Here is a 23423-nt window from a genome sequence, read left to right on the forward strand (position 1 = left end):
GAAATGTCTCGCGTAGCCAAGTATCCGGTTAAACTGCCCAGCGGCGTCGAAGCGAAGTTCGACGGCGACCAGCTGTCCGTCAAGGGCGGCCAGGGCACGCTTGAACTGACCGTGCATCCCGACGTGAAGATCACTCAGGAAGACGGTCAGCTGGTTTTCGCCCCGAGCGAAACGGCGAAGACATGGGCCATGGTCGGCACCACGCGTGCCCTGGTCCAGAACATGGTCACCGGCGCTTCCGAGGGTTTCACTCGGTCGCTGGAAATCAATGGCGTCGGCTATCGTGCCCAGGCTAGTGGCAAGACGCTGAACCTAACACTCGGTTTCTCACACCCGATCGATTACACACTGCCCGAAGGTGTCACGGCGGAAACGCCGAAGAACACTGTGATCGTGCTGAAAAGCGCGGACAAGCAGAAGCTCGGTCAGGTGGCAGCGGAAATTCGTGCGTTCCGTCCGCCGGAGCCCTACAAGGGCAAAGGGGTTCGGTACAGCGACGAACGTGTCCGCCGCAAAGAAGCCAAGAAGAAGTAAGGCAGGGTTATGAACGCGAAGAAAGAATCTCGTCTCCGTCGTGCCCGCCGCGCCCGTGCCAAGATCCGCGATTTGGGTGTGTTTCGCCTGTGCGTCAACCGCACCCCGCGACACATCTATGCGCAGATCATCTCACCGGACGGCGGCAAGGTCCTGGCCAGCGCTTCCACGCTGGACAAGAATTTGCGCGAAGGTGCCACGGGCAACGCTGACGCGGCTGCCAAGGTGGGTGCTCTGATTGCCGAGCGCGCCAAGGATGCCGGCATCTCTAAAGTGGCCTTCGACCGCGCTGGGTTCCAGTACCACGGGCGTGTCAAGGCATTGGCTGATGCCGCACGCGAAGGCGGTCTGCAATTCTAAAGGGTTTAACGATGGCGAATAACGAACAGAAGGGCGGAGATCTGCAAGAGAAGTTGGTGCAGGTCAACCGCGTCGCCAAGGTGGTCAAGGGTGGCCGTATCTTCGGTTTCACCGCCCTGACCGTCGTTGGTGATGGCAACGGCCGGGTCGGCTTCGGTCGCGGCAAGGCACGTGAAGTGCCTGTTGCGATTCAGAAAGCCATGGACCAGGCTCGCCGCAACATGGTCAAGGTCAGCCTCAGCGGCAGCACGCTGCAGTACCCGGTTCGCGCCCGTCACGGTGCGTCCAAGGTCTACATGCAGCCGGCTTCCGAAGGTACCGGCATCATCGCCGGTGGCGCCATGCGTTCCGTGCTAGAACTGGCGGGTGTGCATGACGTTCTGGCCAAGTGCTACGGTTCCACCAACCCGGTGAACGTGGTTCGCGCCACCATCAAGGGGCTTGAATCCATGCAATCTCGGGATGACATCGCCGCCAAGCGTGGCCTGTCTGTCGAAGAGCTGGCGGGGTAAGTGACCATGGCACAGACGATCAAAATCACTCAGACCCGCAGCACCATTGGTGTCCTGCAGAAGCACAAGGCGACGATGACCGGTCTCGGTCTGCGTCGAATTGGGCACTCGGTCGAGCTGGAAGACACCCCCGCCGTTCGCGGCATGATCAACAAGGTCAACTACCTTGTTCGAATCGAGGGAGAGTAATCCATGAAACTTAATGACTTAAGCCCGGCCCCGGGTTCCAAGCATGCTGAAAAGCGTGTGGGACGCGGTATCGGTTCTGGTCTGGGCAAGACCGGTGGCCGCGGCCACAAGGGTCTGAAGTCCCGCTCCGGTGGCTCGGTCAAGCCGGGCTTCGAGGGTGGTCAGATGCCCTTGCAGCGTCGTCTGCCGAAATTCGGTTTCACCTCGGCCAAGTCGCTGGTGTCCGAAGAAGTCCGCCTGGCCGAGCTGGCCAAGGTCGATGGCGACGTCGCCGATCTCGCTAGCCTGAAGAAAGCCAACGTACTCAAGAATGCTACCGAGTACGCCAAGGTCGTTCTTTCCGGCGAGCTGAGCAAGGCAGTTACCGTGCGTGGCCTCAAGGTCACCAAAGGTGCGCGTGCTGCGATCGAAGCGGCCGGTGGCAAAGTAGAGGACTAAATGGCTAAGTCAGGAAACATGCCGGCGAACATGGGTAGTGGTCTCAGCGAGCTGTGGGCACGCCTGCGTTTCGTCTTTATCGCGATCGTGGTGTACCGCATTGGTGCCCACATCCCCGTCCCCGGCATCGATCCTGACCAGCTGGCTGCCCTGTTTCGGGAGAACCAGGGCACCATCCTGGGCATGTTCAACATGTTCTCGGGGGGTGCGCTGCAGCGCATGAGTATCTTCGCGCTGGGGATCATGCCGTACATCTCCGCGTCGATCATCATGCAGCTTCTGACCGCGGTATCGCCTCAGCTCGAAGCGCTGAAGAAGGAAGGCGAAGCCGGGCGCCGCAAGATCAACCAGTACACGCGCTACGGTACGGTGTTGCTGGCATTGATTCAGGCGACGGGCATGTCAGTTGGTCTGGTCAGTCAGGGCGTTGCCTATTCGGGCGACATCAGCTTCTACTTCACGGCGATCGTGACGTTCGTGGCCGGTGCCGTATTCCTGATGTGGCTGGGCGAGCAGATTACCGAGAAGGGTATCGGCAACGGTATCTCGTTGATCATCTTTTCCGGGATCGTGGCGGGCTTGCCCAATGCGATCGGTCAGTCGTTCGAGCTCGCTCGTAACGATGGAGCCTGGAACGTGCTGCCCTTGCTGGCGCTGTCGATTCTCGGTATCGCCACGGTTGCTTTTGTGGTGTTCATCGAGCGAGGCCAACGTCGTATTACGGTGAACTATCCTCGCCGGCAGGTGGGCAACAAGATGTACGCCGGACAGAGCAGCTATCTGCCGTTGAAGGTCAACATGGCGGGTGTGATTCCGCCAATCTTCGCGTCCAGTATCCTGCTGTTCCCGGGTTCCATCGGTCAGTGGCTGGGTCAGAGCGATGGTTTCGAGTGGCTACAGGTGGCCTCGCAACAGCTGGCACCCGGTGCGCCGCTGTACATCATCCTGTTCGCCGCGGCAGTGCTGTTCTTCTGCTTCTTCTACACGGCGTTGGTGTTCAATCCGAGAGATGTCGCCGACAACCTGAAGAAGTCCGGTGCCTTTTTGCCGGGGATTCGTCCGGGAGAGCAGACGGCGCGCTACGTCGACAAGGTGATGACGCGTCTGACGCTGTTCGGGGCGCTCTACATCACACTGGTCTCGTTGATGCCGCAGTTCCTGGTGGTGGCCTGGCAGGTGCCGTTCTACTTCGGGGGTACCTCGCTGCTGATCGTGGTCGTGGTAATCATGGACTTCATGGCCCAGGTTCAGTCACACCTGATGTCGAATCAGTATGAATCGGTGATGAAGAAATCGAACCTGAAGGGCTACGGTAGCGGCGGCCTGACGCGCTGAGCCTCCGCCAGAGAGCATTTGGAGAGAACGATGAAAGTTCGAGCTTCTGTAAAGAAAATGTGCCGTAACTGCAAGATCATTCGGCGCAACGGCGCGGTTCGTGTCATTTGCACGGAACCTCGTCACAAGCAGCGTCAGGGTTGATCTGATCCTGAAGTTGCGAGTAAAAAGCGGGCCATGGCATACCCCTTGCCTTGAGAGAGGTCAGGGGGTATGCTATTGCGCCCTTTGTGGACGACTAAAACGAGCAAGCCGCTCAACATTCGGAGTAAGCTGATGGCCCGTATTGCAGGCGTCAATATCCCGGACAATAAGCATGCGGCGATCTCGCTGACCTACATCTACGGGATTGGCCGCACGCGTGCACAGATGATCTGTGTCGCTGCCGGCATCGCACCGACCGCCAAGGTTCAGGAACTGTCAGGCGAAGAGCTCGACACCCTGCGTACCGAAGTGGGCAAGTACACCGTAGAAGGCGACCTTCGCCGTGATGTGACGCTGAATATCAAGCGTCTCATGGACTTGGGTTGCTACCGTGGTCTGCGCCATCGTCGTGGTCTACCGCTGCGTGGTCAGCGTACCAAGACCAATGCGCGTACCCGTAAGGGACCGCGTAAACCGATTCGTAAGTAATTAACGTTCCGGCGTTTAAGATCAGGATACATCAACATGGCTAACCCGCGTAGCAACCGAAAAAAGGTTAAAAAGCAGGTGGTGGATGCGGTTGCGCATATCCACGCCTCTTTTAACAATACGATCGTGACGATCACAGACCGCCAGGGCAATGCGCTTTCCTGGGCAACTGCCGGTGGTTCGGGTTTTCGTGGTTCTCGCAAGAGCACCCCGTTCGCAGCTCAAGTGGCGAGTGAACGTGCAGCGACTGCTGCAGCCGAGTATGGTGTGAAAAACGTCGACGTGCTGGTCAAGGGCCCAGGTCCTGGCCGTGAGTCTGCCGTGCGCGCGCTCAATGCCGCCGGCTTCCGTGTACAGAGCATTACTGACGCGACGCCGATTCCGCACAACGGATGCCGTCCGCCGAAGAAACGCCGCGTTTAAGGAGACAGACTCATGGCTCGTTATCTTGGACCCAAGTGTAAGTTGTCTCGTCGTGAGGGTACCGACCTCTTTCTCAAGAGCGGTGTCACTCCCTTCGAGAAGAAGTGCAAATCCGAGCAGATTCCGGGTGTGCACGGCCAGCGCCGTCAGCGTCTTTCCGACTACGGCTTGCAGCTTCGCGAGAAGCAGAAAGTGCGTCGTATCTACGGCGTACTCGAAAAACAGTTCCGCAACTACTACAAGGAAGCCGCTCGCCTGAAAGGGGCGACCGGTGAATCTCTGTTGCAGCTGCTGGAATGCCGACTGGACAACGTGGTTTATCGCATGGGCTTCGGCTCCACGCGTAACGAATCTCGCCAGTTGGTCAGCCACAAGGCGATTATGGTCAATGGCCGTACCGTCAACGTGGCGTCCTATCAGGTGCGTCCGGGCGACGTCGTGTCTGTTCGCGAGAAGGCCAAGAACCAGGCCCGTATCCAGCAGGCCCTGTCCATCGCTGCCAACCGCGGCGACGTGACGTGGATCGACATCGATTCGAAGAAGATGGAAGGCACTTTCAAGGCTGTCCCGGAACGCGGTGACCTGTCTGCCGACATCAACGAAAACCTGATCGTCGAGCTGTACTCCAAGTAAGTCTGATATCGGGCCGCTCCGTGTGGCCCGATTCCAGCATTGGGTACCGAATTTCGTTTGGCAGCCTGGGAAGGTGTTCATATGCAGCGTTCAGTGACAGAGTTTCTCCGTCCCCGCGACATCAAGGTCGAAGAGGTCAGTGCACATCACGCAAAGATCGTGCTGGAACCCTTCGAACGTGGTTTCGGCCATACCCTGGGGAATGCGCTGCGTCGCATCCTGCTCTCTTCGATGCCCGGCTGTGCCGTGGTCGAAGCGGAAATCGAAGGCGTACTGCATGAGTACAGCGCCATCGAGGGTGTTCAGGAAGACGTCATCGAGATTCTTCTGAATCTCAAGGACGTGGCCATCAGGATGCACGGCCGCGACGAAGCCGTCCTGACCCTGAACAAGCAGGGCCCCGGTGTAATGACTGCGGGTGATATCGCCGTCGGTCATGACGTCGAGATCGTCAATCCGGAGCACGTGATCGCTCACCTCAACGACGGCAGCGAGCTGAAAATGCAGCTGAAGATCGTTCGGGGTCGTGGTTACGAGCCAGCGGATGCGCGACTCTCCGACGAGGACGAATCCCGTGCCATCGGTCGTCTGCAGCTGGACGCGACATTCAGCCCCGTACGCCGCGTGTCGTATGCGGTAGAGGCTGCACGTGTCGAACAGCGCACCGACCTCGATAAGCTGGTCATCGATCTCGAAACTGACGGTACTCTGGATCCCGAAGAAGCGATTCGCCGCAGTGCGACCATTCTTCAGGAACAGCTGGCCGCCTTCGTCGACCTCGAAGCTGACAGAGAGCAGGAAACCGAAGAGGAAGAAGATCAGATCGATCCGATTCTTCTGCGCCCCGTGGATGATCTCGAACTCACGGTTCGCAGTGCCAACTGCTTGAAGGCCGAGAATATTTACTACATTGGCGATTTGATTCAGCGCACGGAAGTCGAGCTGCTCAAGACGCCGAACCTTGGCAAGAAGTCCTTGAACGAGATCAAGGACGTGTTGGCTTCGCGCGGTCTTTCACTCGGTATGCGGTTGGATAACTGGCCGCCGGCGAGTTTGAAAGACGACAAGGCTTCCGCCTGAGGAAGGTGACGCCGGGACTCCGTCTTCGGTGTCGTCGCCCTAGCGTCGAAACCAGCGTGCCGACTCGAATCACCAGTTTGGTAAGGAATAGCAATCATGCGTCATCGTAAGAGTGGTCGTCATCTGAATCGGACCAGCTCGCATCGGCACGCCATGTTCAAGAACATGTGCATCTCGCTGGTCGAGCATGAAGTGATCAAGACTACCCTGCCCAAAGCCAAGGAGCTGCGTCGTCATATCGAGCCGCTGATCACTTTGGCCAAGCAGGATAGCGTGGCAAACCGCCGTCTGGCGTTCAGCCGCACCCGCTCCAAAGAAGCTGTCGGCAAGCTCTTCAACGAGCTTGGCCCGCGTTACGCCACTCGCCCGGGCGGTTACGTCCGTGTGCTGAAGTGCGGTTTCCGTACTGGCGACAACGCCCCGATGGCTTACATCGAGCTGGTCGATCGTCCGGTCGTTGAAGAAGCCGCTGGCGACGAATAAGTCCCACGCTTCCGGCACGACAAAAACCGGCTACCCANNTGGGTAGCCGGTTTTCTTTTGCCTGATATTTCGGGATCTGACGATCAAGGGCGGTCATCGACGGCATGGTGCTGCATTGACGAGCGGGTGTCGCCCTCTCGTCAACGCAGCATGCCGGCGTAGGGGCTTCAGGCGCGCTTGGCCTTGCGGGCCTTGGGCGCTGGCAGCAGTGGGGCCAGGAAATGGCCTGTGTGGGAGTGTTCGAGTGTGGCTACCTGTTCCGGCGTGCCCTCCGCGATGATACGTCCACCGCCGGAGCCGCCTTCAGGGCCGAGATCGATGACCCAGTCGGCAGTCTTGATCACGTCCAGGTTGTGTTCGATCACCACCACCGTGTTGCCGTGATCGCGCAGGCGGTGCAGCACTCCAAGCAGCTGGCGGATATCCTCGAAGTGTAGACCCGTCGTCGGCTCATCGAGGATATAGAGCGTCTGGCCGGTATCGCGTTTGGCCAGCTCGCGGGCGAGCTTGACGCGTTGCGCCTCGCCGCCGGAGAGCGTCGTCGCGCTCTGGCCGAGACGCACGTAGGAGAGCCCGACATCCATCAGCGTCTGTAGACGGCGTGCAATCGCCGGCACCGGGCTGAAGAACGCCAGCGCTTCTTCGATGGTCATCTCGAGCACTTCGTGGATGCTCTTGCCCTTGTAGTGAATCTCCAGCGTCTCGCGGTTGTAGCGCTTGCCTTTGCAGACGTCACAGGGGACATAGATATCCGGCAGGAAGTGCATCTCCACCTTGATCATGCCCTCGCCCTGACACGCCTCGCAGCGACCGCCCTTGACGTTGAAGCTGAAACGTCCCGGCTTGTAGCCGCGTGCACGGGCTTCCTGGGTCCCCGAGAACAGCTCGCGGATCGGAGTGAAGATGCCGGTGTAGGTGGCAGGGTTGGAGCGTGGCGTGCGCCCGATGGGGCTCTGATCGATGTCGATGATCTTGTCGAGCTGCTCGAGGCCCTCGATGCTGCGATACGGCGCTGCGGTGAGCGTCGTGGCACGGTTGAGCTCACGCGCGGCGATCGGCATCAGCGTCGAGTTGATCAGGGTGGACTTGCCGGATCCGGAAACGCCGGTCACGCAGACGAACAGCCCCAACGGCAGTGCCAGATCCACATCCTGCAGGTTGTTGCCGCTGGCACCGCGCAGATGCAGCTGCTTTTCCGGATTGACCGGTATTCGATAGGGCGGCACCTCGATGCAGCGTTTTCCGGAGAGATATTGTCCGGTCAGCGAGTCCGGCGACGTCTCGATATCGTGCGGTGTGCCCTGGGCGACGATCTGGCCGCCGTGAACGCCGGCGCCGGGACCGATATCCAGCACGTGGTCGGCGGCACGAATCGCGTCTTCGTCGTGCTCGACCACGATGACCGTGTTGCCCAGATCGCGCAGCCGGATCAGCGTGCGCAGCAGACGATCGTTGTCGCGCTGGTGGAGGCCGATGGAGGGTTCGTCGAGAATGTACATCACCCCGACCAGGCCGGCACCGATCTGGCTGGCCAGGCGGATGCGCTGGGCCTCGCCGCCGGAAAGCGTATCGGCACTGCGCTCCAGGGTCAGGTAGTCGAGGCCGACATTGACCAGAAACTCCAGGCGCGCGTGAATCTCGTGGACGATCTTGACCGCGATCTCGCCCTTGCGGCCGGGCAGCGTCACCTGGCCAAAATACTTCCAGGCTTCACCCACCGGCATCTGGGTCAGCGTCGGAAGATTGTTGCCGTCGACGAAGACATGGCGCGCCTCCCGCTTGAGGCGGGCACCGTCGCAGGTCGGACAGGGGCGAACGGCCAGGTACTTGGAGAGATCATCGCGCACCATGGACGATTCGGTCTCACGATAGCGCCGTTCCAGATTGGGCAGCACGCCTTCGAACGGGTGCTCGCGGGTGACCTTGCGGCCCCGGTCGTTGACGTAGCTGAACGCGACCTCGTCCTTGCCGCTGCCGTTGAGCACCAGATCACGCTCGTGGCGGGCGAGCTCGTTCCAGGGCGTATCCAGGGTGAATCGGTAGTGTTCGGCGACCGCCTGCAGTTGGCTGAAGTAGTAGATGCTGCGCCGGTCCCAACCCTTGATCGCGCCCTCGGCCAGCGAGAGTTCGGGATGGCTGATCAGTTTGTCCGGATCGAAGAACTGACGCACGCCGAGGCCATCGCAGGTCGGGCAGGCGCCGGCCGGGTTGTTGAACGAGAACAGCCGCGGCTCCAGCTCGGCGAGCGAATAGCCACAGATGGGGCAGGCGAAGCGCGACGAGAATGCCAGATCTTCCCGTTCGCCATCCATGAAATGGATGATCGCGGTGCCGTCGGCCAGGTTGAGGGCGGTCTCGAAGGATTCCGCCAGGCGCTGCTGGAGATCGGATCGCACCTTGATTCGATCGACCACCACGCTGATGTCGTGCTTGCGCTTCTTGTCGAGGTCCGGCACATCGTCGAGCTCGACGGTATGACCGTCGATCACCGCGCGTACGAACCCCTGGGCCCGCAGCTCGCTGATCAGCTGCTGGTGCTCGCCCTTGCGGCCCTTGATCACCGGCGCCAGCAGCATCAGCCGGCTGCCTTCGGGCAAGCTCAGGACCTGATCGACCATCTGCGAGACCGTCTGGGCTTCCAGTTCCTCATCGTGATCCGGGCATCGCGGCGTACCGGCGCGGGCGAAAAGCAGGCGCAGGTAGTCGTAGATCTCGGTGATCGTGCCCACGGTGGAGCGCGGATTGTGCGATGTCGATTTCTGCTCGATGGAGATGGCCGGCGACAGTCCTTCGATGTGATCGACGTCAGGCTTTTCCATCATCGACAGGAACTGGCGGGCGTAGGTCGACAGGGACTCGACGTAACGTCGCTGTCCTTCGGCGTAAAGCGTGTCGAATGCGAGTGAAGACTTACCCGAACCGGATAGACCGGTTACCACGATCAACTTGTCGCGCGGCAGTTCGACATCAATGTTCTTCAGGTTATGGGTTCGTGCGCCCCTGACCAGAATGCTGTCCATGACTACCTCATGCTGCGACGCGGGAAACGACCATTATAGGTCGCGGATCAAATGCCCGGCAAAGCCGGCTGCTTTCACTAGTGGAAGGCGAGCGGTAAAATGCGTCGCTCATTCCGAACCATCCTCGGTGCTGACCGAGTTCACCCAACGTTGTGACCTCCATGACTTCTCGTTTTCTCGTTACCGAACGACGTGCCATCGTCGGGCTGGCCAGTCTCTATGCCTCGCGCATGCTGGGCCTGTTCATGGTCCTGCCGGTGCTGGCGCTGTATGCCGATCATCTCGATGGTGCGACGCCCTTGCTGGTCGGCATGGCGCTGGGCGGCTACGGCCTGACCCAGGCGCTCCTGCAAATTCCCTTCGGGCTGTTATCTGACCGCATCGGCCGCAAGGCGGTCATTGGCGGCGGCATCGTCCTGTTCATCATCGGCAGTATCGTCGCCGCCAATGCCACCTCCATCACCGGCATCATCATCGGCCGCTGCCTGCAGGGAAGCGGTGCCGTTGCCGGTGCCATCATGGCCCTGCTGGCGGATCAGACGCGTGAAGAGATCCGCACCGCGGCGATGGCTACCATTGGGCTCTCCATCGGCGTGGCGTTTGCAGTGGCCATGGTCGCCGGGCCGCTGATAGCGGACATCGGCGGGCTCGCCGGGGTATTCTGGTTCACGGCGGCGCTGGCCGCCTGCGGATTGCTGATTTTATGGAAGCTGGTGCCGAAGGCGCCGCGGCGCATGTCGCATCGCGATGTCGGCATCGATCGCCGCCAGCTGCGGGCGACGCTCGGCCAGAGCGATCTGTTACGGCTGGACTTCTCGATCTTCGCGCTGCATCTGATCCTGACCGCCTGCTTCACGGCGCTGCCGTTTCGGCTCGAGGCCCTGGGGTTCGCGCCGGCAGACCACGGCTGGGTATACCTGCCGGTGATGGCGCTGGCCTTCCTCGGCATGATTCCGCTGGTCATCGTGGCCGAGAAGTATCGCCAGATGAAGCCCATCTTCGTCGGTGCCGTCGCGGCAATGACGCTGATTCTGCTCGGTTTCGGCGAACTCGCCACGGATCGGGTGACGCTGGTTACTCTACTTTGGGGCTTTTTCGTGGTCTTCAATCTTCTGGAGGCAACGTTACCCTCGATGATCAGCAAATTGGCCCCGGCCGGTGCCAAGGGCACTGCCATGGGCGTCTATTCGACCAGTCAGTTCTTTGGCGCCTTTCTCGGCGGTACGCTGGGTGGCGCACTGTCGCAAGGCTTCGGTGTGCAAAGTGTCTTTCTGGGGGCGGCGGCGGTCGGTGCGGTCTGGCTGGCCGTGGTCTGGAAAATGCCGGCACCCCGCCACCTCTCCAGCGAGATCATTGCACTCGACGAGCAATCCATGGACAGGCTCGATACACTACTCGAGCGCTTTGCCTCGGTGACCGGTGTCGAGGACGTCATGGTCGTGCCCGAAGAGCAGGTGGCCTATCTCAAGGTCGACCGCCAGCACCTGGATGTCGAGGCGCTGGCCAGTATCGCAGGTAATCAATGGCAACGAACCGACGCGTGAACGCGTCGCAACGCAGGAATGCGAGGAGACAACGATGGCCCGAGGTGTAAACAAAGTCATCCTGATCGGCAACCTGGGACAGGATCCGGAAGTTCGCTTCCTGCCTTCGGGAAATCCGGTGTGCAACCTGCGCATCGCCACCACCGATAGCTGGACCGACCGTCAGAGCGGCCAGCGCCAGGAGCGCACGGAATGGCACAGTGTGGTGCTGTTCAACAAGCTGGCGGAAATCGCCCAGCAGTACGTGAAGAAAGGCTCGCGAATCTACATCGAAGGCCGCCTCCAGACCCGTAAATGGCAGGGCCAGGACGGTCAGGATCGCTACTCGACCGAAATCGTCGGTAACGACATGCAGATGCTGGATTCCCGTGGCGGTGGCCAGGGCGGTGACTACCAGCCCCAGGGTCAGTATGGTGGAGCGGCCCAGGGCGGATATGACCAGGGCGGCTACGATCAGTCGTCACCGCAGCAGGGTGGCAACGCGCAGCCGCAACAGCCGCCCCAGCAGCGCCCGGCTCAGGGACAGCGCCCACCGCAGCAGGGTCAGCCGGCGCCGCAGCCCAACCAGAACCCCAATTACGGCGCGCCCAATCCGGGTAGCTTCGACGATTTCGACGACGAAATCCCGTTCTAGCGGTCATCTGAAAAAACGTTTGAGAGAAGCCGTGCGGCCGACCCACTCGTCGGCCGTCACCTCGGCGCCCCGCGACGCGGGGCGTCGTCGTTTCCGGGATCTGGCCGAGGCGTTCGAAATACATAAATATATGATTGTTTACTAATTTGTAAGAAACCCCATTTGTCTCTAAGTTGACCTCGCTTGTCTGCACCACACTCAGGGATTTGAGTGCTCTCGTATCAGAGTCTTAACGGAAATAACGGTGGTTCAATCCTGTAATGCGAACATCCTGCTTCCGCGGTCGAGCCGCGCGAGCTGTCGAAGGTCTTGACCTTTCGACGGTCTCTCGTGGCGATTCTGGCCGTGTCCGCGACAGCGCTTTTTATTCTCTTGCGCCGCTCGCACTTGGTCTCCTGTCACTATTGACGCCTTCGGCTCAGGCCGCCGAACGCTTTCCGGGCGGTCGCCTGCCGGCGATCGACGCGCCGGCATCAGCCTACGGTAACGACGTTCGTCCCGGTCCCAGGGGGCAACCCAATGCCGATGATCTGGCCGGTATCGCGGAGCGCCAGCGGCAGCAGGGGCACCCGGCGACGGCACTGCGCCTCGCCCAGCGGGTGCTGGCGTACGCACCGGACAACCCGCAGGCCATTCAGACCCGGATTTCCAGCCTGGCCAATCTGGGCGCGCATCGCCGCGCCGATCAGCTGCGTGAGCAGTATCGGCCCGATTGGCCGCAGGCCACGCAGGAGCGCTTCCACGCCGACGTGGCGACTTCGGCGATTCGCGATGGCACGCAGGAGCAGGCCCGTCTCGAGCGACGACATCGCTATGCGACGAGCAATCTCGAGTTGGTCAAGTCGCTCGAGACGCTGAATGCCAATCTCGAACGCTTCCCCGCCGCAAGCGAAGCTCGCCAGCGCACTCGTGTCGACCGCCTGATCGTGCTGCGCCAACTGAATCGCTTCGACGCCGTGATTGCAGACTACCGTGCCTTGCAGCGTGACTCGATTGTCGTTCCGAGCTATGCCAAGGGTGCCGTTGGCGATGCCTATCTGGCGCGTCGCCAGCCGGAGGTCGCGGCAAGACTCTACCGCGACGCGATCGATGCCAATCCTCAAGCGCCGCTGTCCGTGCGCACCGGTTACTACTACGCGCTGATCGAGAGCGAGAACTACGCCGCCGCGGGCGAAGTGCTGGCGCAGATGAACATCGACACACCGATCTGGCGCTCGCGCCCGAATGCGACGGCATCGCCGGTGCCGAACTGGGAGCGTAGCGAAGTCGACCGTCTGCGAGTGCTCGATGCCAATTACCGTCATCACGAGGCAGCGGCTCTCGAGCAGGCCAGAGGGCTCTATCGTCAGGCGCCGCGCAACACCGACGTAATCGATGGTCTGGCTACCGCCCAGCGTTCGAGAGGTTGGTATGAACAGGCCCAGGCAACCGCTGAGCTGGCGGCTGCCTACGCCCCCGGCGATCAGGCCACCCGGCTGAACATTGCCGAAAATGCTCAGGACCTCGAGAACTTCCCGCGCTGGCAACACACCATCGAGCCACTGGCGGCGCAGTTTCCGACCGATAGCGCGATTCGGCGTAACCGCCTCGAGTGGCAGGACCGCCAGCATTTCTCCCTCGAGGGGCAGGGCAGCTTCGGCCGATCCCACGGTGGCAATGCCGTCAACGGCAGCCAGGATGGTGAGTACCAGCTTCGGCTGAACTCCCCATGGAGCGAGGGTGGCTATCGCGCTTACGTCGAGCAGTCATACCGCTGGGGCGACTACGACGAGGGTACCGAGCGTCACGACCGCGAGGGGGTCGGCGTGGAGCGCCAATGGCTGCGTCGTCACTGGTGGGCGGGGCTGAGCGGAGAGCATTTCAGCCACGGTCTTGGGCTCGAACTCGGCTGGTCGCAGTGGCTCGATGATCGCTGGCAGTACCAGCTGCGAACCCAGACCCAGTCCCCCGAAACACCATTGCGTGCGGAGCGCGATGATCTGGATGGGCGGCTCTATCAGGCGCAGTTGACCTGGCGTCAGAACGAGTCGCGTGAAGCCACGCTGACACTGGGAGCGCTGGATATCAGCGACGGCAACCTGCGAAGCGACGCCGCGGCCGATCTGACCCAGCGCATTCAGGCCAGTGCCCATCATCAGACGCGACTGATCGGCTCGCTCTCCGCCGAGCACAACAGCCAATCCGAGGCGGATTACTACAACCCCGAGGATACCCGTTCGATGGGGTTGGCTCTCGAGCACGACTGGCTGACCTGGCGCCGTTACAACCACGCCTTCACCCAGAATCTGACGTTGGGCGCAGCCTCCGAATGGGAGCGCGGCTACGGCAGCGCAGCGGGTTACGACGTCACTTACGGTCACACCTGGCAACTGACCCGAACCTGGTCGATCCATTATGGCGTCGGCTGGGGACAACACGATTACGAGGGCGAGCGCGAGCGGCGTTGGCTGGGCCAGTTCGGTTTCGAGGGGGTGCTGTGATGGGCGCTATGATGAGTCAGCGGATGCGGTCGACCTGCACCCGATCCCTGCTGGCAGTGACGCTGGCGGCAGGCTCGATTCCGCCGGCACCGGCGCAGGCCGGCGCCGCTACCGAAGTACCGGCCGTCGGATCGACCGGCGCTTCGGCCGGGACAGCGACCGCTATGCAGATCCGTGGCCTGGGCGAGGCGTCGTCGAAGATAGCCACACTGCAGATTCCGGCCGGCCAATTCGTGACGCTGGCATTCCACGACGTCCGCGACGATGCGCAGCCCGCCGTGGATCACGACCCCTACGCCGTCAGCACCGAGCGGCTGGCATCGCTGTTCGACTGGCTCGCGGTCAACGATTGGCATCCGGTGTCGCTGGACGATATCCAGGCGGCTCGTAACGGCGAGCGAGTACTGCCGCACAATGCGGTTCTGCTGAGCTTCGATGATGGGCTGGAAAGCTTCTACACCCGAGCCTTTCCGCTGCTGCTGGCATTCGACTACCCGGCGCTGTTCGCAGTGGAGACCGGCTGGATCGAGCGTGTCAGTCGCGGCGATACCGTGGCCGCGGCCGATACCGATCCGGTGACCTCGCCGCTCGACGAGGGCGCCGTCATCCGCGGTGATGGCGGCGACGAGACCGACAACGAGGTGCGTTACAACGGTCGCGGGCGAGGAAGTGCCGGCTTCGTCGACTGGCGGCAGGTGCGCGAGATGCAGGCGTCCGGGCTGGTGGAAGTGGCGTCGCATACCGACGATCTTCACCGCGGCATTTCGGCCAACCCGCAGGGTAACGTCGAGCCTGCGGCGCTGACGCGGCAGTACGATGCGTCGAGCGGCGAATACGAGAGCGATGCCGACTATCGACGGCGAGTGCATGACGATCTGGTTCGCAGTGCCGATATCATCGAGGAACACACCGGCATTCGACCGCGAACGCTGGTCTGGCCTTACGGCGCTACCAATGCCGTCACCGAGGCGATCGCGAGGAAGGCGGGCTACCGATTTACCTTCAGCCTTGGCGATCAGCGCCTGTCGACGCCATCGAGCGGACCCGATTTCGGCCGGTTTCTGGTCATGGACGATCCCGATCCGGTCGCCATCGAGTCCCAGATCGCCCAGGCGGTCGCGCCGCCCAAGCGGATACAGCGCGCCGTTCAGGTGGATCTCGACTATCTCTACGACCCGGACCCCGATCAGGTCAATGCCAATCTCAGCGCCTTGCTGGATCGAGTCCAGGCCCTGCAAGTGCGCACGGTCTACCTGCAGGCCTTCGCCGATCCGGATGGCGACGGCACGGCCTCGTCGCTCTACTTCCCCAACCACTCGCTACCGATGCGTGCCGATCTGTTCAACCGCGTCGCCTGGCAGCTGAAGACCCGAGCCGGCGTCGAGGTCTACGCCTGGTTGCCGCTGCTCGCCTTCGATCTGCCGGATGAAGAACGCCAGCAGCGGCTGGCGGTGAGAGCGCATGGCGCCGACGGCGACAGTCAGGCCGCCGATCGCGATTATCGCCGGCTGAGCCCGTTTCGCCCCGCTACGCTGTCGATCGTTCGCGGGATCTATGCCGATCTGGCCCGCAACACATCGGGCATCAACGGCATCTTGATTCACGACGATGCCTACCTGGCGGCCGACGAGGACGCACAGGCCTGCACCCCCGAAGCGCGGTGGCCCGGCACTCAGCAGGTGCTGATCGACTGTGGCTTGAGCGCTCGCGACAAGACCCGAGCGCTGATCGACTTCAGTCGCCAGGCGGTCGCCGGTGCCCGTGAATACGTCAATCTGAGCCATCGCTTCCGAGTGGCGCGCAATATCTACCCGCGAGTGGTGCTCGATCCCGATGCCGAGTCGCGTTTCGCCCAAGCGTTGGGGCCGTTCCTCGAGAGTTACGACGAAGTGGCGCTGATGGCGATGCCGTATCTCGATCAGGCGGACATGACGCGTGACGGCGAGACGGCCAGCCAGTGGTTGAATGCGCTGATCGATCAGGTGATGCGCTATCCCGACGGGCTCGACAAGACGGTGTTCGAATTGCAGGCATACGACTGGGCGCGTGAGCGCTGGATCGAACCGCAACGCTTCCAGGGCTGGATGCAGCAGCTCGTGCGCCGCGGCGGATTGAATCTCGCTTATTACCCGGATGACTTCATCACCGGCAAACCGGCGTTTCAGCCGACATTCGAGGGCATGAGCCTCAACGAATTTCCCTACTCAACTTCCCCTCTCCGGAGTCAGCCATGATCGCCGATATCGAAGCCTGGATCGTGGCCATCGACTGGCGGGACGTGATGTTCGGCTTCGCGTTCTACTATCCGATCTTCATGGCCTGGATGTGGATTACCGGTGGGCTGTGGTTCTATCTGCGCCGCGAGCGTGGCAGAGACATGACCCCGCGACTGGAAACGCTAGGCTCCGATGCGCCCCATGCCAGCATCATCATTCCCTGCTTCGACGAGGCGGATCAGGTCGAGCAGACGATCCGCTATGCGTTGGCTACCCGCTATCCGCATTTCGATGTCATCGCGGTCAACGACGGCAGCCATGATGACACCGGGGCGATCCTCGACCGTCTGGCCGAGCAGCATGAACGCCTGCGCGTGATTCATTTCGCGACCAACCAGGGCAAGGCGGTGGCGCTGCGTGCCGGCGCGCTGGCGGCGCCCTCGGACTATCTCGTGTGCATCGACGGCGATGCGCTGCTTCACCCGTTTGCCGTCTACTGGATGATGCAGCATCTCACCGGCGGGCCGCGCGTCGGCGCGGTGACCGGCAATCCGCGCATTCTCAATCGCTCGACGCTACTGGGCAAAATCCAGGTAGGCGAGTTCTCCTCTATCATCGGCCTGATCAAGCGGGCGCAGCGGACCTACGGTCGTATCTTCACCGTCTCCGGGGTAATCACGGGCTTCAATCGCGCGGCGCTGGATAGCATCGGTTACTGGCGTTCCGACATGGTGACCGAGGATATCGACGTCTCCTGGCGCCTCCAGATCAACCATTGGGATATTCGCTTCGAGCCCGAAGCGCTCTGCTACATCTATATGCCGGAAACCTTGAAAGGGCTGTGGCAGCAGAGGCTGCGCTGGGCCCAGGGCGGGGTAGAGGTGATGCTGCGCTATGGCAGACGTCTGCTCGCGTGGCGCCAGCGTCGCTTCTGGGGCGTCGCGCTCGAGTACCTCACCAGCCTGATATGGGCATACGTGATGCTCGCCATTGCCGCCCTGTTCTGCATCGGATGGTTCATGCCGCTGCCGCCGCGCTGGCAGGTCGCCACGCTGTTGCCGCAGTGGAACGGGCTGCTGCTGGGTGCCACCTGCCTGATCCAGTTTCTGGTCAGCCTGAGCATCGACCAGCGCTACGAACGTGCGGGATTTCTACGCCACTATTTCTGGGTCATCTGGTACCCGCTGCTGTATTGGGTGCTGTCGACCTTGACCGCCGTCGTTGCCGTGCCCAAGACGCTGCTGGCCTCACGCCGCCAGCGGGCGCGCTGGAAAAGTCCGGATCGCGGCATTCAACCCTGACAGGACGTATCGCCATGCAAGAGTTTCCTCATGACCTCCACAGACAGCGGGGCGCCGTCAGGCTGCCTCGAATCATCCATCGTCCCGACCTGCAGTCGCGTCGCCAGCGAAGCGTCTTCGCGCTGGTGGCAGGCATCGGCTGGATGCTGTGGCTCTGCCTGCTTCTGCCGCTGGCCACGATCGGCAGCTGGATCTTCGGCGTGCACCGATTCGACACCTATGTCATCGACAATCATGGTCATGCCTGGGCGTCGCTGGCGATCTACGCGGCCACCATCGTGCTGGCCGGTGCCGCGCTGCTGGTCTGGGCGTTCTACAACTATCGCCGCTTCCGACATGCCGACCGTCGACAGCCGGCTTCCCCGGTGACGCCTGAAAAACTGGCGCTTTCCTTTGGCGTGAACTCGGCTCAGGTCGCCGAGCTGCAACGCGCCCGCAGCGTGACGCTCGAACACGACGCGAAAGGCAATATCATCGGGGCGGCGAGGCATGAGGAGGTTTGAGGCGCCCTGCCGTCAGGCACGGCATCGATATGATGGCCTCGACGCGGAAGGCGGGGGGTTCTAGAATACCGCTCTCGATAGTCATCTAATGATTTGCGCGTACTGCTAATGGGGTGCGCTGTGACTGCGCCTTCGCCCTCATCGGCGAAGGCGCACTGCTTTTCCGTCGGCCCCTCACGTCAAGAGTCTCTCCATGCCACAACGTATTCCCGATGAGGCCCGCCTCCCCGAGCTGACGCTGCGGGGCGTCATTCTCGGTGCGCTCATTACGCTGTTGTTCACCGCCTCCAATGTCTATCTGGGTCTCAAGGTCGGGCTGACCTTTGCCTCAGCGATTCCGGCCGCCGTCATTTCGATGGCCGTTCTGCGGCGTGTGGCCGGTGCCAACAAGCTCGAGAACAACATGGTTCAGACCCAGGCCTCGGCGGCCGGAACGCTCTCTGCCATCATCTTCGTGTTGCCGGGGCTATTGATGATCGGCTACTGGCAGGGTTTCCCTTTCTGGCAGACCACGGCAATCTGCGCGATCGGCGGCATTCTCGGGGTGCTCTACACGATTCCGCTGCGCCGGGTAATGGTGGTGCAGAGCGATCTTCCTTATCCGGAAGGGATTGCCGCCGCCGAGATCCTCGAAGTCGGCAGCCGCGATTCATCGGCGCCGGAAACGTCGGGTGCGGCCAAGCTGGACGATTCGCGCAATAATGACGACAAGTCTGCCGGTGAACCGGGTGCCCGGGAGATTCTGCTGGGCGGTATCGTCGCCGCGGCGTTTTCGATCGCCAGCGGTGGCCTGCGAGTGCTGGCGGACAGTGTCAGCGTCTGGTTCTCGGCGGGGCGCGCGGCGTTTCAGCTCTCCACCGGGTTTTCGCTGGCGCTGGTCGGCGCGGGCTATCTGGTCGGTATCGTCGGCGGCATGGCGATGCTGATCGGTACCCTGATCGCCTGGGGCGTTGCGGTCCCGTGGTTGACCAGCATCACGCCGCTGGGGCCGGGGCAGTCGCTGGCCGATGCCGGCATGGCGTTATGGTCCGACAAGGTGCGATTCATCGGTGCCGGTACCATCGGTATCGCCGCGGTATGGACTCTGGCGACGCTGTTCAAGCCGATGCTGGTCGGCATGCGCACCTCGTTCGGCGCGGTGCGGGGGGATCAGGGGGTCTTCCGAGATCAGCCGCGCACCGAGCGTGATCTGCCGGCAGGCATCATTCTGGCGCTGACTGGCGTACTACTGCTGTTGCTGACCGGAGTATTCGCGATCTTCCTGCATGAGGCCGCGCCGCAGCTGGCCGGCGGGGCATTCTGGACGTTGACGCTGGGTAGCGTGGTATTCGCCGGCGTGTTCGGCTTTCTGATCGCCGCTGCCTGCGGCTACATGGCCGGGTTGGTGGGGTCGTCGAGCAGCCCGATCTCGGGAATCGGTATCGTCGCGGTGATTCTGGTATCGCTGTTGCTGCTCGGCTTCACCGCCATCAGCGATGCCTTCGATGCGCTGGATCCCGGCGTCGCGCGGATGCTGCCCACGGCGCTGGCGCTGTTCGTGACCTCCGTCATTCTCGCCGTGGCGGCGATCTCCAACGACAATCTGCAGGATCTCAAGACGGGGTATCTGGTCGGGGCCACGCCCTGGCGCCAGCAGGTGGCGTTGATCATCGGCTGCCTGGTCGGGGCGATGGTGATTCCGCCGGTGCTGTCGCTGCTCTACAACGCCTACGGGTTCGTCGGGGCGATGCCGCGGGATGGCATGGATCCTGCCCAGGCGCTGGCGGCGCCGCAGGCATCGCTGATGACGGCCATCGTGCGGGGGGTGTTCTCCCACGATCTCGAGTGGACGATGATCATCATCGGGCTGGCGATCGGTGCTGCATTGATCGCCGTCGACGAAGGGTTGCGCAAACGCGGCGGCACCGCACGCCTGCCGGTGCTGGCCGTGGGGATCGGTATCTATCTGCCGCCGAGCATCAACATGCCGCTGGTGATCGGCGCCGTGCTGGGCTGGTTGATCGACCGTCGGCTGCGGGCCCGCGCGCTGGCGCGGGGCGAGGACGTCGAGCGTGCCTCGGCGCAGCCTCGCCAGCGCGGCGTGCTGCTCGCTTCAGGATTGATCGTTGGCGAGAGCCTGGTCGGCGTGCTGCTGGCCGGCGTCATCGGCATGAGCGGGGCGCCGGCGCCGCTGGCGCTGGTCGGCGACGACTTCGCCAGTACCGCCCGGTGGCTGGGGCTGGTGGCATTCGTCGCCGTCTGCCTCGGCTTCTATCGGCGCGTGCTGGCGCTACCCAGGGCCGGGTGATCCCGATGCTTTCGGTCGACTCCTGATCCTGCCGGTCGAGCTCGTCGCTGTGCCGGGTTACAGAGACGAATCGTTGGGCATGATCACGGGGGTGGTCGCGATGCCGCCGATATCGACCTCGATTTCGAACAGCGCACCGGCCATGGGCTCGTCGGGGCAGCCGGTGGCAGCCGATGTGACGAACAGGCGATCCAGCGCCTCGCCGGCGAAGATGCACGAGGTGGGCCGGGAGACGGGTAGCGCGATCTCGCGATCGAGCGAGCCGTCGGCGTGGTAGCGGGCGATGCGCCCGCCGTCCCAAAGGGCGATCCACAGGCCGCCCTCGCGGTCGCAGGTCATCCCGTCCGGATAGCCGGCACCGGGCGCGAGCCGGATGTGTTGGCGTCGGTTCGACAATTCGCCCCGGTCGTCGAGATCGAACGCGAACACGATCTGGCGCGCGCTGTCATTATGATAAAGTGTGGCACCGTCAGGGCTGATGGCGGGCCCGTTGGTGACGTGGTACTCGCTGTCCATCTCGACCAGGCCACGGCTATCGAGACGAAACAGGTGGCCGCGGACCTCGGCCTCGTCATTGTCCATGGAGCCGAACCACAGCCGACCGTGGGTATCGCTGTTGGCGTCGTTGAGGCGGTCGCCGGCGGGCAGCCACTCGATCGGCGTCAGACGTTTGCCGATGCGAGGCCCATCGGCATCGAGGTCGAGTTCGACCACGCCGGACAGCAGGCCGGCGACGAAGCCGCCGCCCTCGCGGGGCAGCAGCCAGCAGCAGGCCTCGTCGAGATCCCAGCTCTGGCGTTCGCCGCCATCGGGAAAGTAGGCGTGAATTCTGGCTTGGCGAATATCGACGAACAGCAGGGCATCGAGGCTGTCGGACCAGATGGGGCCCTCGCCGAGTTCGGCGCCGACGTTCCAGATGACGGTGACGTCCTTGTGCATGATGGTCTCCATGATTGGCTAGGTGGCAGTCGATATTTTACCGGTATCGATCTCGGTCATGATCGATTCCGAGGTGTTCAGTGCTTCCGTTGTCACTGCCTTGGTTATCATAGTGCCGGTGTCGACGATGGGAATATGGTTTTCCAAACGAGTAAGGATTCCAAGGCGATGAGGCGTGTCGAGGTGCCATCGTGAAGTGTCTGGTGTTGCAAGCGGAGCACTGCCTGAATCTGGCGCTGCGGGGCACCGCGGTGCAGCGTGGTGATATCGCGTACCTGCCGGCGCCCGCCGTGGTGGACGTCGGCGTGCTGACCGAGATAGCACCGGATGCCGTGATCGTGCCGCCTCTGGCGGATCCCGGCCACTGCGAGCCGGCGGCGGTCTATCGTCATGCCGATCGGGTCGAAGCGTTGCTCGAGGCGTGCCAGACACTCGGGATCCCGCTGGTCTGGGGCGTATCGGATACGCTCTACGAAGATGGTGCGGAAAGCCCTATCGACGAGACCGTTCTGCCGCAACCGCGGGACGCGGCAATGCGCCGTCTGGTCGAGGTCGGCCAGCGGGTGCGCCACCATCCTCGACACCTCATATTGCGTCTGGGGCCGCTGTTCGGTCTCGAGGGTGAGGATGCCTGGCTGAGTGAGTTGATCGAGTCGCTGGTGCGCGGCGAGTCGGTGCGAGCGACTCAGGATCTGGTGCTCTGCCCGACGTCGGTCATGGCCGCCGCGCGTGCCATCACGGGCATGCTGCTGCAGCTCGACAGTGGTGCCGGCGCCTGGGGCACCTACCATCTCTGCGGCACGGAGCCGGTCAGCGTCTTCACCTTCTGCTCGGTCGTCCGGACTCAGCTGGCGACCCGCCTCGAGGGCGTGGGCGCATCACCGGCGCTTGGGGAGTTACAGGCGCTCAACCAGCATCATGATACGCCGCTGCGGCGGGTGCTCGACTGCCGACGGCTACTCGATGTCTTCGGGATCCATCAGAAGTCCTGGCGGCTGGAGCTGGGACTGATGCTGGACGCCTGGTGTCAGCAGCACTATCCCGATCACGATGAGGCCGACAATGGCAGCCGAGACAGCAGCAGAGGAGAAGCGGCCCGCGCATGAAAGTCTTTCGTAGTGTGATCTTCTATATCGGCTATTTTCTGGCGATCCTGGTCTCCGGCCTGGTGATGCTACCTCTTGGCCTGATGCTGCCGGTACGCGCGCGATTTCGGTTGTTCAACTGCCATAACCGATTCATCGTCACCTGGCTGTCGCTGACCTGCGGCATTCGCTATCGCGTGGAGGGACGCGAACGGGTGCCCGACGGGCCCTGCGTGGTACTGGCCAATCACCAGAGCGAGTGGGAGACCGTCTACCTGCAATTGCTCAAGACGCCGATCTGTACCGTGCTCAAGAAGGAGCTGCTCACCATTCCTCTGTTCGGCTGGGGCGTGCGTCTGCTCAAACCGATCCCGCTGGATCGCTCGAAGCCATCGGCGGCCATGCGCCAGGTGCTTTCCCATGGCAGGCAGCGGCTGGAAAAAGGGCTGTCGGTGCTGATCTTCCCCGAGGGTACCCGGGTGCCGCCGGGAGAGCGTCGCCGCTTCAACAAGAGCGGTGCGGTGATCGCGTGTCGCACGGGAGTGCCGGTGCTGCCAGTCGCCCATAATGCCGGCGAGCGCTGGGGACGCCACTGGATCAAGCAGCCGGGCGTGCTCAACGTGGTGGTGGGAGAACCGATCGCCACCGTCGGGCGCCGGCCCGAAGACGTGATGGCCGAGATGGAAGCCTGGATCGAGCGCACGCTGGACGAGATTTCCGAAGTGCCGCGTCCACCGCTGCCGGAAAGGGCGCCGCCGGCAGAGCTGCCGTCCTGACCCCATTCTCCGGCAGCT

Annotated in this window: 23 protein-coding genes; 21 read left to right on the forward strand and 2 right to left on the reverse strand. The window is 62.5% G+C overall.

What is annotated here, in order from left to right; genetic code table 11:
* The first annotated feature begins 3 nt into the window (after positions 1–3).
* The 12 genes from rplF (at position 4) to rplQ (ending at position 6620) form a co-directional block, all read left to right on the forward strand.
* Positions 4–534 (forward strand): 50S ribosomal protein L6, encoded by a 531-nt coding sequence (gene rplF / locus DOM36_RS18360; RefSeq protein ID WP_075571382.1) that lies wholly within the window; start codon positions 4–6, stop codon positions 532–534.
* Between the two features lie 9 nt (positions 535–543).
* Positions 544–894, forward strand: coding sequence for a 50S ribosomal protein L18 (rplR, locus tag DOM36_RS18365; RefSeq protein WP_075571381.1), 351 nt, complete (start codon positions 544–546; stop codon positions 892–894).
* Positions 895–905: 11 nt separating this feature from the next.
* Positions 906–1406, forward strand: a complete 501-nt coding sequence (rpsE, locus tag DOM36_RS18370; RefSeq protein ID WP_075571380.1) for a 30S ribosomal protein S5 — start codon at positions 906–908, stop codon at positions 1404–1406.
* A 6-nt stretch (positions 1407–1412) separates the two neighbouring features.
* Positions 1413–1595, forward strand: coding sequence for a 50S ribosomal protein L30 (gene rpmD, locus DOM36_RS18375; protein ID WP_075571409.1), 183 nt, complete (start codon positions 1413–1415; stop codon positions 1593–1595).
* A 3-nt stretch (positions 1596–1598) separates the two neighbouring features.
* On the forward strand, positions 1599–2033 hold the full coding sequence (gene rplO / locus DOM36_RS18380) for a 50S ribosomal protein L15 (RefSeq protein WP_075571379.1): 435 nt from the start codon (positions 1599–1601) through the stop codon (positions 2031–2033).
* Complete coding sequence (gene secY / locus DOM36_RS18385; protein ID WP_075571378.1) at positions 2034–3368, forward strand: preprotein translocase subunit SecY; 1335 nt, start codon at positions 2034–2036, stop codon at positions 3366–3368.
* Between the two features lie 30 nt (positions 3369–3398).
* Positions 3399–3512 (forward strand): 50S ribosomal protein L36, encoded by a 114-nt coding sequence (gene rpmJ / locus DOM36_RS18390; protein ID WP_031384759.1) that lies wholly within the window; start codon positions 3399–3401, stop codon positions 3510–3512.
* Between the two features lie 132 nt (positions 3513–3644).
* Positions 3645–4001, forward strand: a complete 357-nt coding sequence (gene rpsM, locus DOM36_RS18395) for a 30S ribosomal protein S13 (protein WP_075571377.1) — start codon at positions 3645–3647, stop codon at positions 3999–4001.
* A gap of 36 nt (positions 4002–4037) precedes the next feature.
* A complete protein-coding gene (gene rpsK, locus DOM36_RS18400) occupies positions 4038–4424 on the forward strand; it encodes a 30S ribosomal protein S11 (protein WP_009723883.1) in 387 nt (128 codons plus the stop codon).
* A 12-nt stretch (positions 4425–4436) separates the two neighbouring features.
* Positions 4437–5057: a 30S ribosomal protein S4 gene (gene rpsD, locus DOM36_RS18405; protein ID WP_075563665.1), complete on the forward strand. Its 621-nt coding sequence runs from the start codon at positions 4437–4439 to the stop codon at positions 5055–5057.
* Between the two features lie 81 nt (positions 5058–5138).
* Entirely contained in the window at positions 5139–6137 is a 999-nt protein-coding gene (gene rpoA / locus DOM36_RS18410; RefSeq protein ID WP_110643999.1) for a DNA-directed RNA polymerase subunit alpha, read from the forward strand.
* Between the two features lie 96 nt (positions 6138–6233).
* Complete coding sequence (rplQ, locus tag DOM36_RS18415; protein ID WP_075571376.1) at positions 6234–6620, forward strand: 50S ribosomal protein L17; 387 nt, start codon at positions 6234–6236, stop codon at positions 6618–6620.
* Between the two features lie 167 nt (positions 6621–6787).
* Here rplQ and uvrA read toward each other — a convergent pair whose 3' ends face one another.
* Positions 6788–9640, reverse strand: a complete 2853-nt coding sequence (gene uvrA, locus DOM36_RS18420; RefSeq protein WP_110643965.1) for an excinuclease ABC subunit UvrA — start codon at positions 9638–9640, stop codon at positions 6788–6790.
* 161 nt (positions 9641–9801) lie between these two features.
* Between uvrA and DOM36_RS18425 the strand changes: the two genes are divergently transcribed.
* The 7 genes from DOM36_RS18425 to DOM36_RS18455 all read left to right on the forward strand — a co-directional run bounded on the left by DOM36_RS18425 (position 9802) and on the right by DOM36_RS18455 (position 20605).
* Positions 9802–11184, forward strand: coding sequence for an MFS transporter (locus tag DOM36_RS18425; protein WP_198651332.1), 1383 nt, complete (start codon positions 9802–9804; stop codon positions 11182–11184).
* Between the two features lie 34 nt (positions 11185–11218).
* Positions 11219–11818 carry a single-stranded DNA-binding protein gene (gene ssb / locus DOM36_RS18430; RefSeq protein WP_075571373.1) on the forward strand — a complete coding sequence of 200 codons (600 nt, stop codon included), beginning with the start codon at positions 11219–11221 and terminating at the stop codon, positions 11816–11818.
* A gap of 404 nt (positions 11819–12222) precedes the next feature.
* On the forward strand, positions 12223–14298 hold the full coding sequence (gene pgaA, locus DOM36_RS18435; protein ID WP_157958681.1) for a poly-beta-1,6 N-acetyl-D-glucosamine export porin PgaA: 2076 nt from the start codon (positions 12223–12225) through the stop codon (positions 14296–14298).
* 23 nt (positions 14299–14321) lie between these two features.
* A complete protein-coding gene (gene pgaB / locus DOM36_RS18440; RefSeq protein ID WP_157958682.1) occupies positions 14322–16532 on the forward strand; it encodes a poly-beta-1,6-N-acetyl-D-glucosamine N-deacetylase PgaB in 2211 nt (736 codons plus the stop codon).
* Positions 16529–17815, forward strand: a complete 1287-nt coding sequence (gene pgaC / locus DOM36_RS18445) for a poly-beta-1,6-N-acetyl-D-glucosamine synthase (protein ID WP_110643969.1) — start codon at positions 16529–16531, stop codon at positions 17813–17815. Before pgaB ends, pgaC begins: the two co-directional genes overlap by 4 nt.
* Positions 17816–17829: 14 nt before the next feature.
* Positions 17830–18318 carry a poly-beta-1,6-N-acetyl-D-glucosamine biosynthesis protein PgaD gene (gene pgaD / locus DOM36_RS18450; protein WP_110643970.1) on the forward strand — a complete coding sequence of 163 codons (489 nt, stop codon included), beginning with the start codon at positions 17830–17832 and terminating at the stop codon, positions 18316–18318.
* A gap of 193 nt (positions 18319–18511) precedes the next feature.
* Positions 18512–20605 (forward strand): oligopeptide transporter, OPT family, encoded by a 2094-nt coding sequence (locus tag DOM36_RS18455; protein WP_110643971.1) that lies wholly within the window; start codon positions 18512–18514, stop codon positions 20603–20605.
* Between the two features lie 57 nt (positions 20606–20662).
* Here the strand turns inward: DOM36_RS18455 and DOM36_RS18460 are convergent, their stop codons facing one another.
* Entirely contained in the window at positions 20663–21544 is an 882-nt protein-coding gene (locus DOM36_RS18460; protein WP_075571368.1) for an SMP-30/gluconolactonase/LRE family protein, read from the reverse strand.
* A gap of 191 nt (positions 21545–21735) precedes the next feature.
* Here DOM36_RS18460 and DOM36_RS18465 point away from each other — a divergent pair, with 191 nt between their 5' ends.
* Positions 21736–22650, forward strand: a complete 915-nt coding sequence (locus tag DOM36_RS18465; protein ID WP_075571367.1) for a sugar nucleotide-binding protein — start codon at positions 21736–21738, stop codon at positions 22648–22650.
* The gene (locus tag DOM36_RS18470) at positions 22647–23405 is read left to right on the forward strand and encodes a lysophospholipid acyltransferase family protein (RefSeq protein ID WP_110643972.1); all 759 of its coding nucleotides are present in this window, start codon (positions 22647–22649) and stop codon (positions 23403–23405) included. The genes DOM36_RS18465 and DOM36_RS18470 overlap by 4 nt, the downstream gene beginning before the upstream one ends.
* Positions 23406–23423: the final 18 nt, after the last annotated feature.

Source organism: Salinicola sp. CPA57 (genome assembly GCF_003206035.1).
Lineage (GTDB): Bacteria > Pseudomonadota > Gammaproteobacteria > Pseudomonadales > Halomonadaceae > Salinicola > Salinicola socius.

What these genes read in the sequence shown, in the direction of transcription:
- DOM36_RS18470 (WP_110643972.1), top strand. Translation starts at nt 22,647, where the DNA reads ATGAAAGTCTTTCGTAGTGTGATCTTCTATATCGGCTATTTTCTGGCG.
- ssb (WP_075571373.1), top strand. Translation starts at nt 11,219, where the DNA reads ATGGCCCGAGGTGTAAACAAAGTCATCCTGATCGGCAACCTGGGACAG.
- DOM36_RS18425 (WP_198651332.1), top strand. Translation starts at nt 9,802, where the DNA reads ATGACTTCTCGTTTTCTCGTTACCGAACGACGTGCCATCGTCGGGCTG.
- rpmJ (WP_031384759.1), top strand. Translation starts at nt 3,399, where the DNA reads ATGAAAGTTCGAGCTTCTGTAAAGAAAATGTGCCGTAACTGCAAGATC.
- rplR (WP_075571381.1), top strand. Translation starts at nt 544, where the DNA reads ATGAACGCGAAGAAAGAATCTCGTCTCCGTCGTGCCCGCCGCGCCCGT.
- DOM36_RS18455 (WP_110643971.1), top strand. Translation starts at nt 18,512, where the DNA reads ATGCCACAACGTATTCCCGATGAGGCCCGCCTCCCCGAGCTGACGCTG.
- rplF (WP_075571382.1), top strand. Translation starts at nt 4, where the DNA reads ATGTCTCGCGTAGCCAAGTATCCGGTTAAACTGCCCAGCGGCGTCGAA.
- pgaD (WP_110643970.1), top strand. Translation starts at nt 17,830, where the DNA reads ATGCAAGAGTTTCCTCATGACCTCCACAGACAGCGGGGCGCCGTCAGG.
- rpsE (WP_075571380.1), top strand. Translation starts at nt 906, where the DNA reads ATGGCGAATAACGAACAGAAGGGCGGAGATCTGCAAGAGAAGTTGGTG.
- rpmD (WP_075571409.1), top strand. Translation starts at nt 1,413, where the DNA reads ATGGCACAGACGATCAAAATCACTCAGACCCGCAGCACCATTGGTGTC.
- DOM36_RS18460 (WP_075571368.1), bottom strand. Translation starts at nt 21,544, where the DNA reads ATGCACAAGGACGTCACCGTCATCTGGAACGTCGGCGCCGAACTCGGC.
- rpsM (WP_075571377.1), top strand. Translation starts at nt 3,645, where the DNA reads ATGGCCCGTATTGCAGGCGTCAATATCCCGGACAATAAGCATGCGGCG.
- pgaC (WP_110643969.1), top strand. Translation starts at nt 16,529, where the DNA reads ATGATCGCCGATATCGAAGCCTGGATCGTGGCCATCGACTGGCGGGAC.
- pgaB (WP_157958682.1), top strand. Translation starts at nt 14,322, where the DNA reads ATGCGGTCGACCTGCACCCGATCCCTGCTGGCAGTGACGCTGGCGGCA.
- rplQ (WP_075571376.1), top strand. Translation starts at nt 6,234, where the DNA reads ATGCGTCATCGTAAGAGTGGTCGTCATCTGAATCGGACCAGCTCGCAT.
- secY (WP_075571378.1), top strand. Translation starts at nt 2,034, where the DNA reads ATGGCTAAGTCAGGAAACATGCCGGCGAACATGGGTAGTGGTCTCAGC.
- rpsD (WP_075563665.1), top strand. Translation starts at nt 4,437, where the DNA reads ATGGCTCGTTATCTTGGACCCAAGTGTAAGTTGTCTCGTCGTGAGGGT.
- rpoA (WP_110643999.1), top strand. Translation starts at nt 5,139, where the DNA reads ATGCAGCGTTCAGTGACAGAGTTTCTCCGTCCCCGCGACATCAAGGTC.
- rplO (WP_075571379.1), top strand. Translation starts at nt 1,599, where the DNA reads ATGAAACTTAATGACTTAAGCCCGGCCCCGGGTTCCAAGCATGCTGAA.
- uvrA (WP_110643965.1), bottom strand. Translation starts at nt 9,640, where the DNA reads ATGGACAGCATTCTGGTCAGGGGCGCACGAACCCATAACCTGAAGAAC.
- rpsK (WP_009723883.1), top strand. Translation starts at nt 4,038, where the DNA reads ATGGCTAACCCGCGTAGCAACCGAAAAAAGGTTAAAAAGCAGGTGGTG.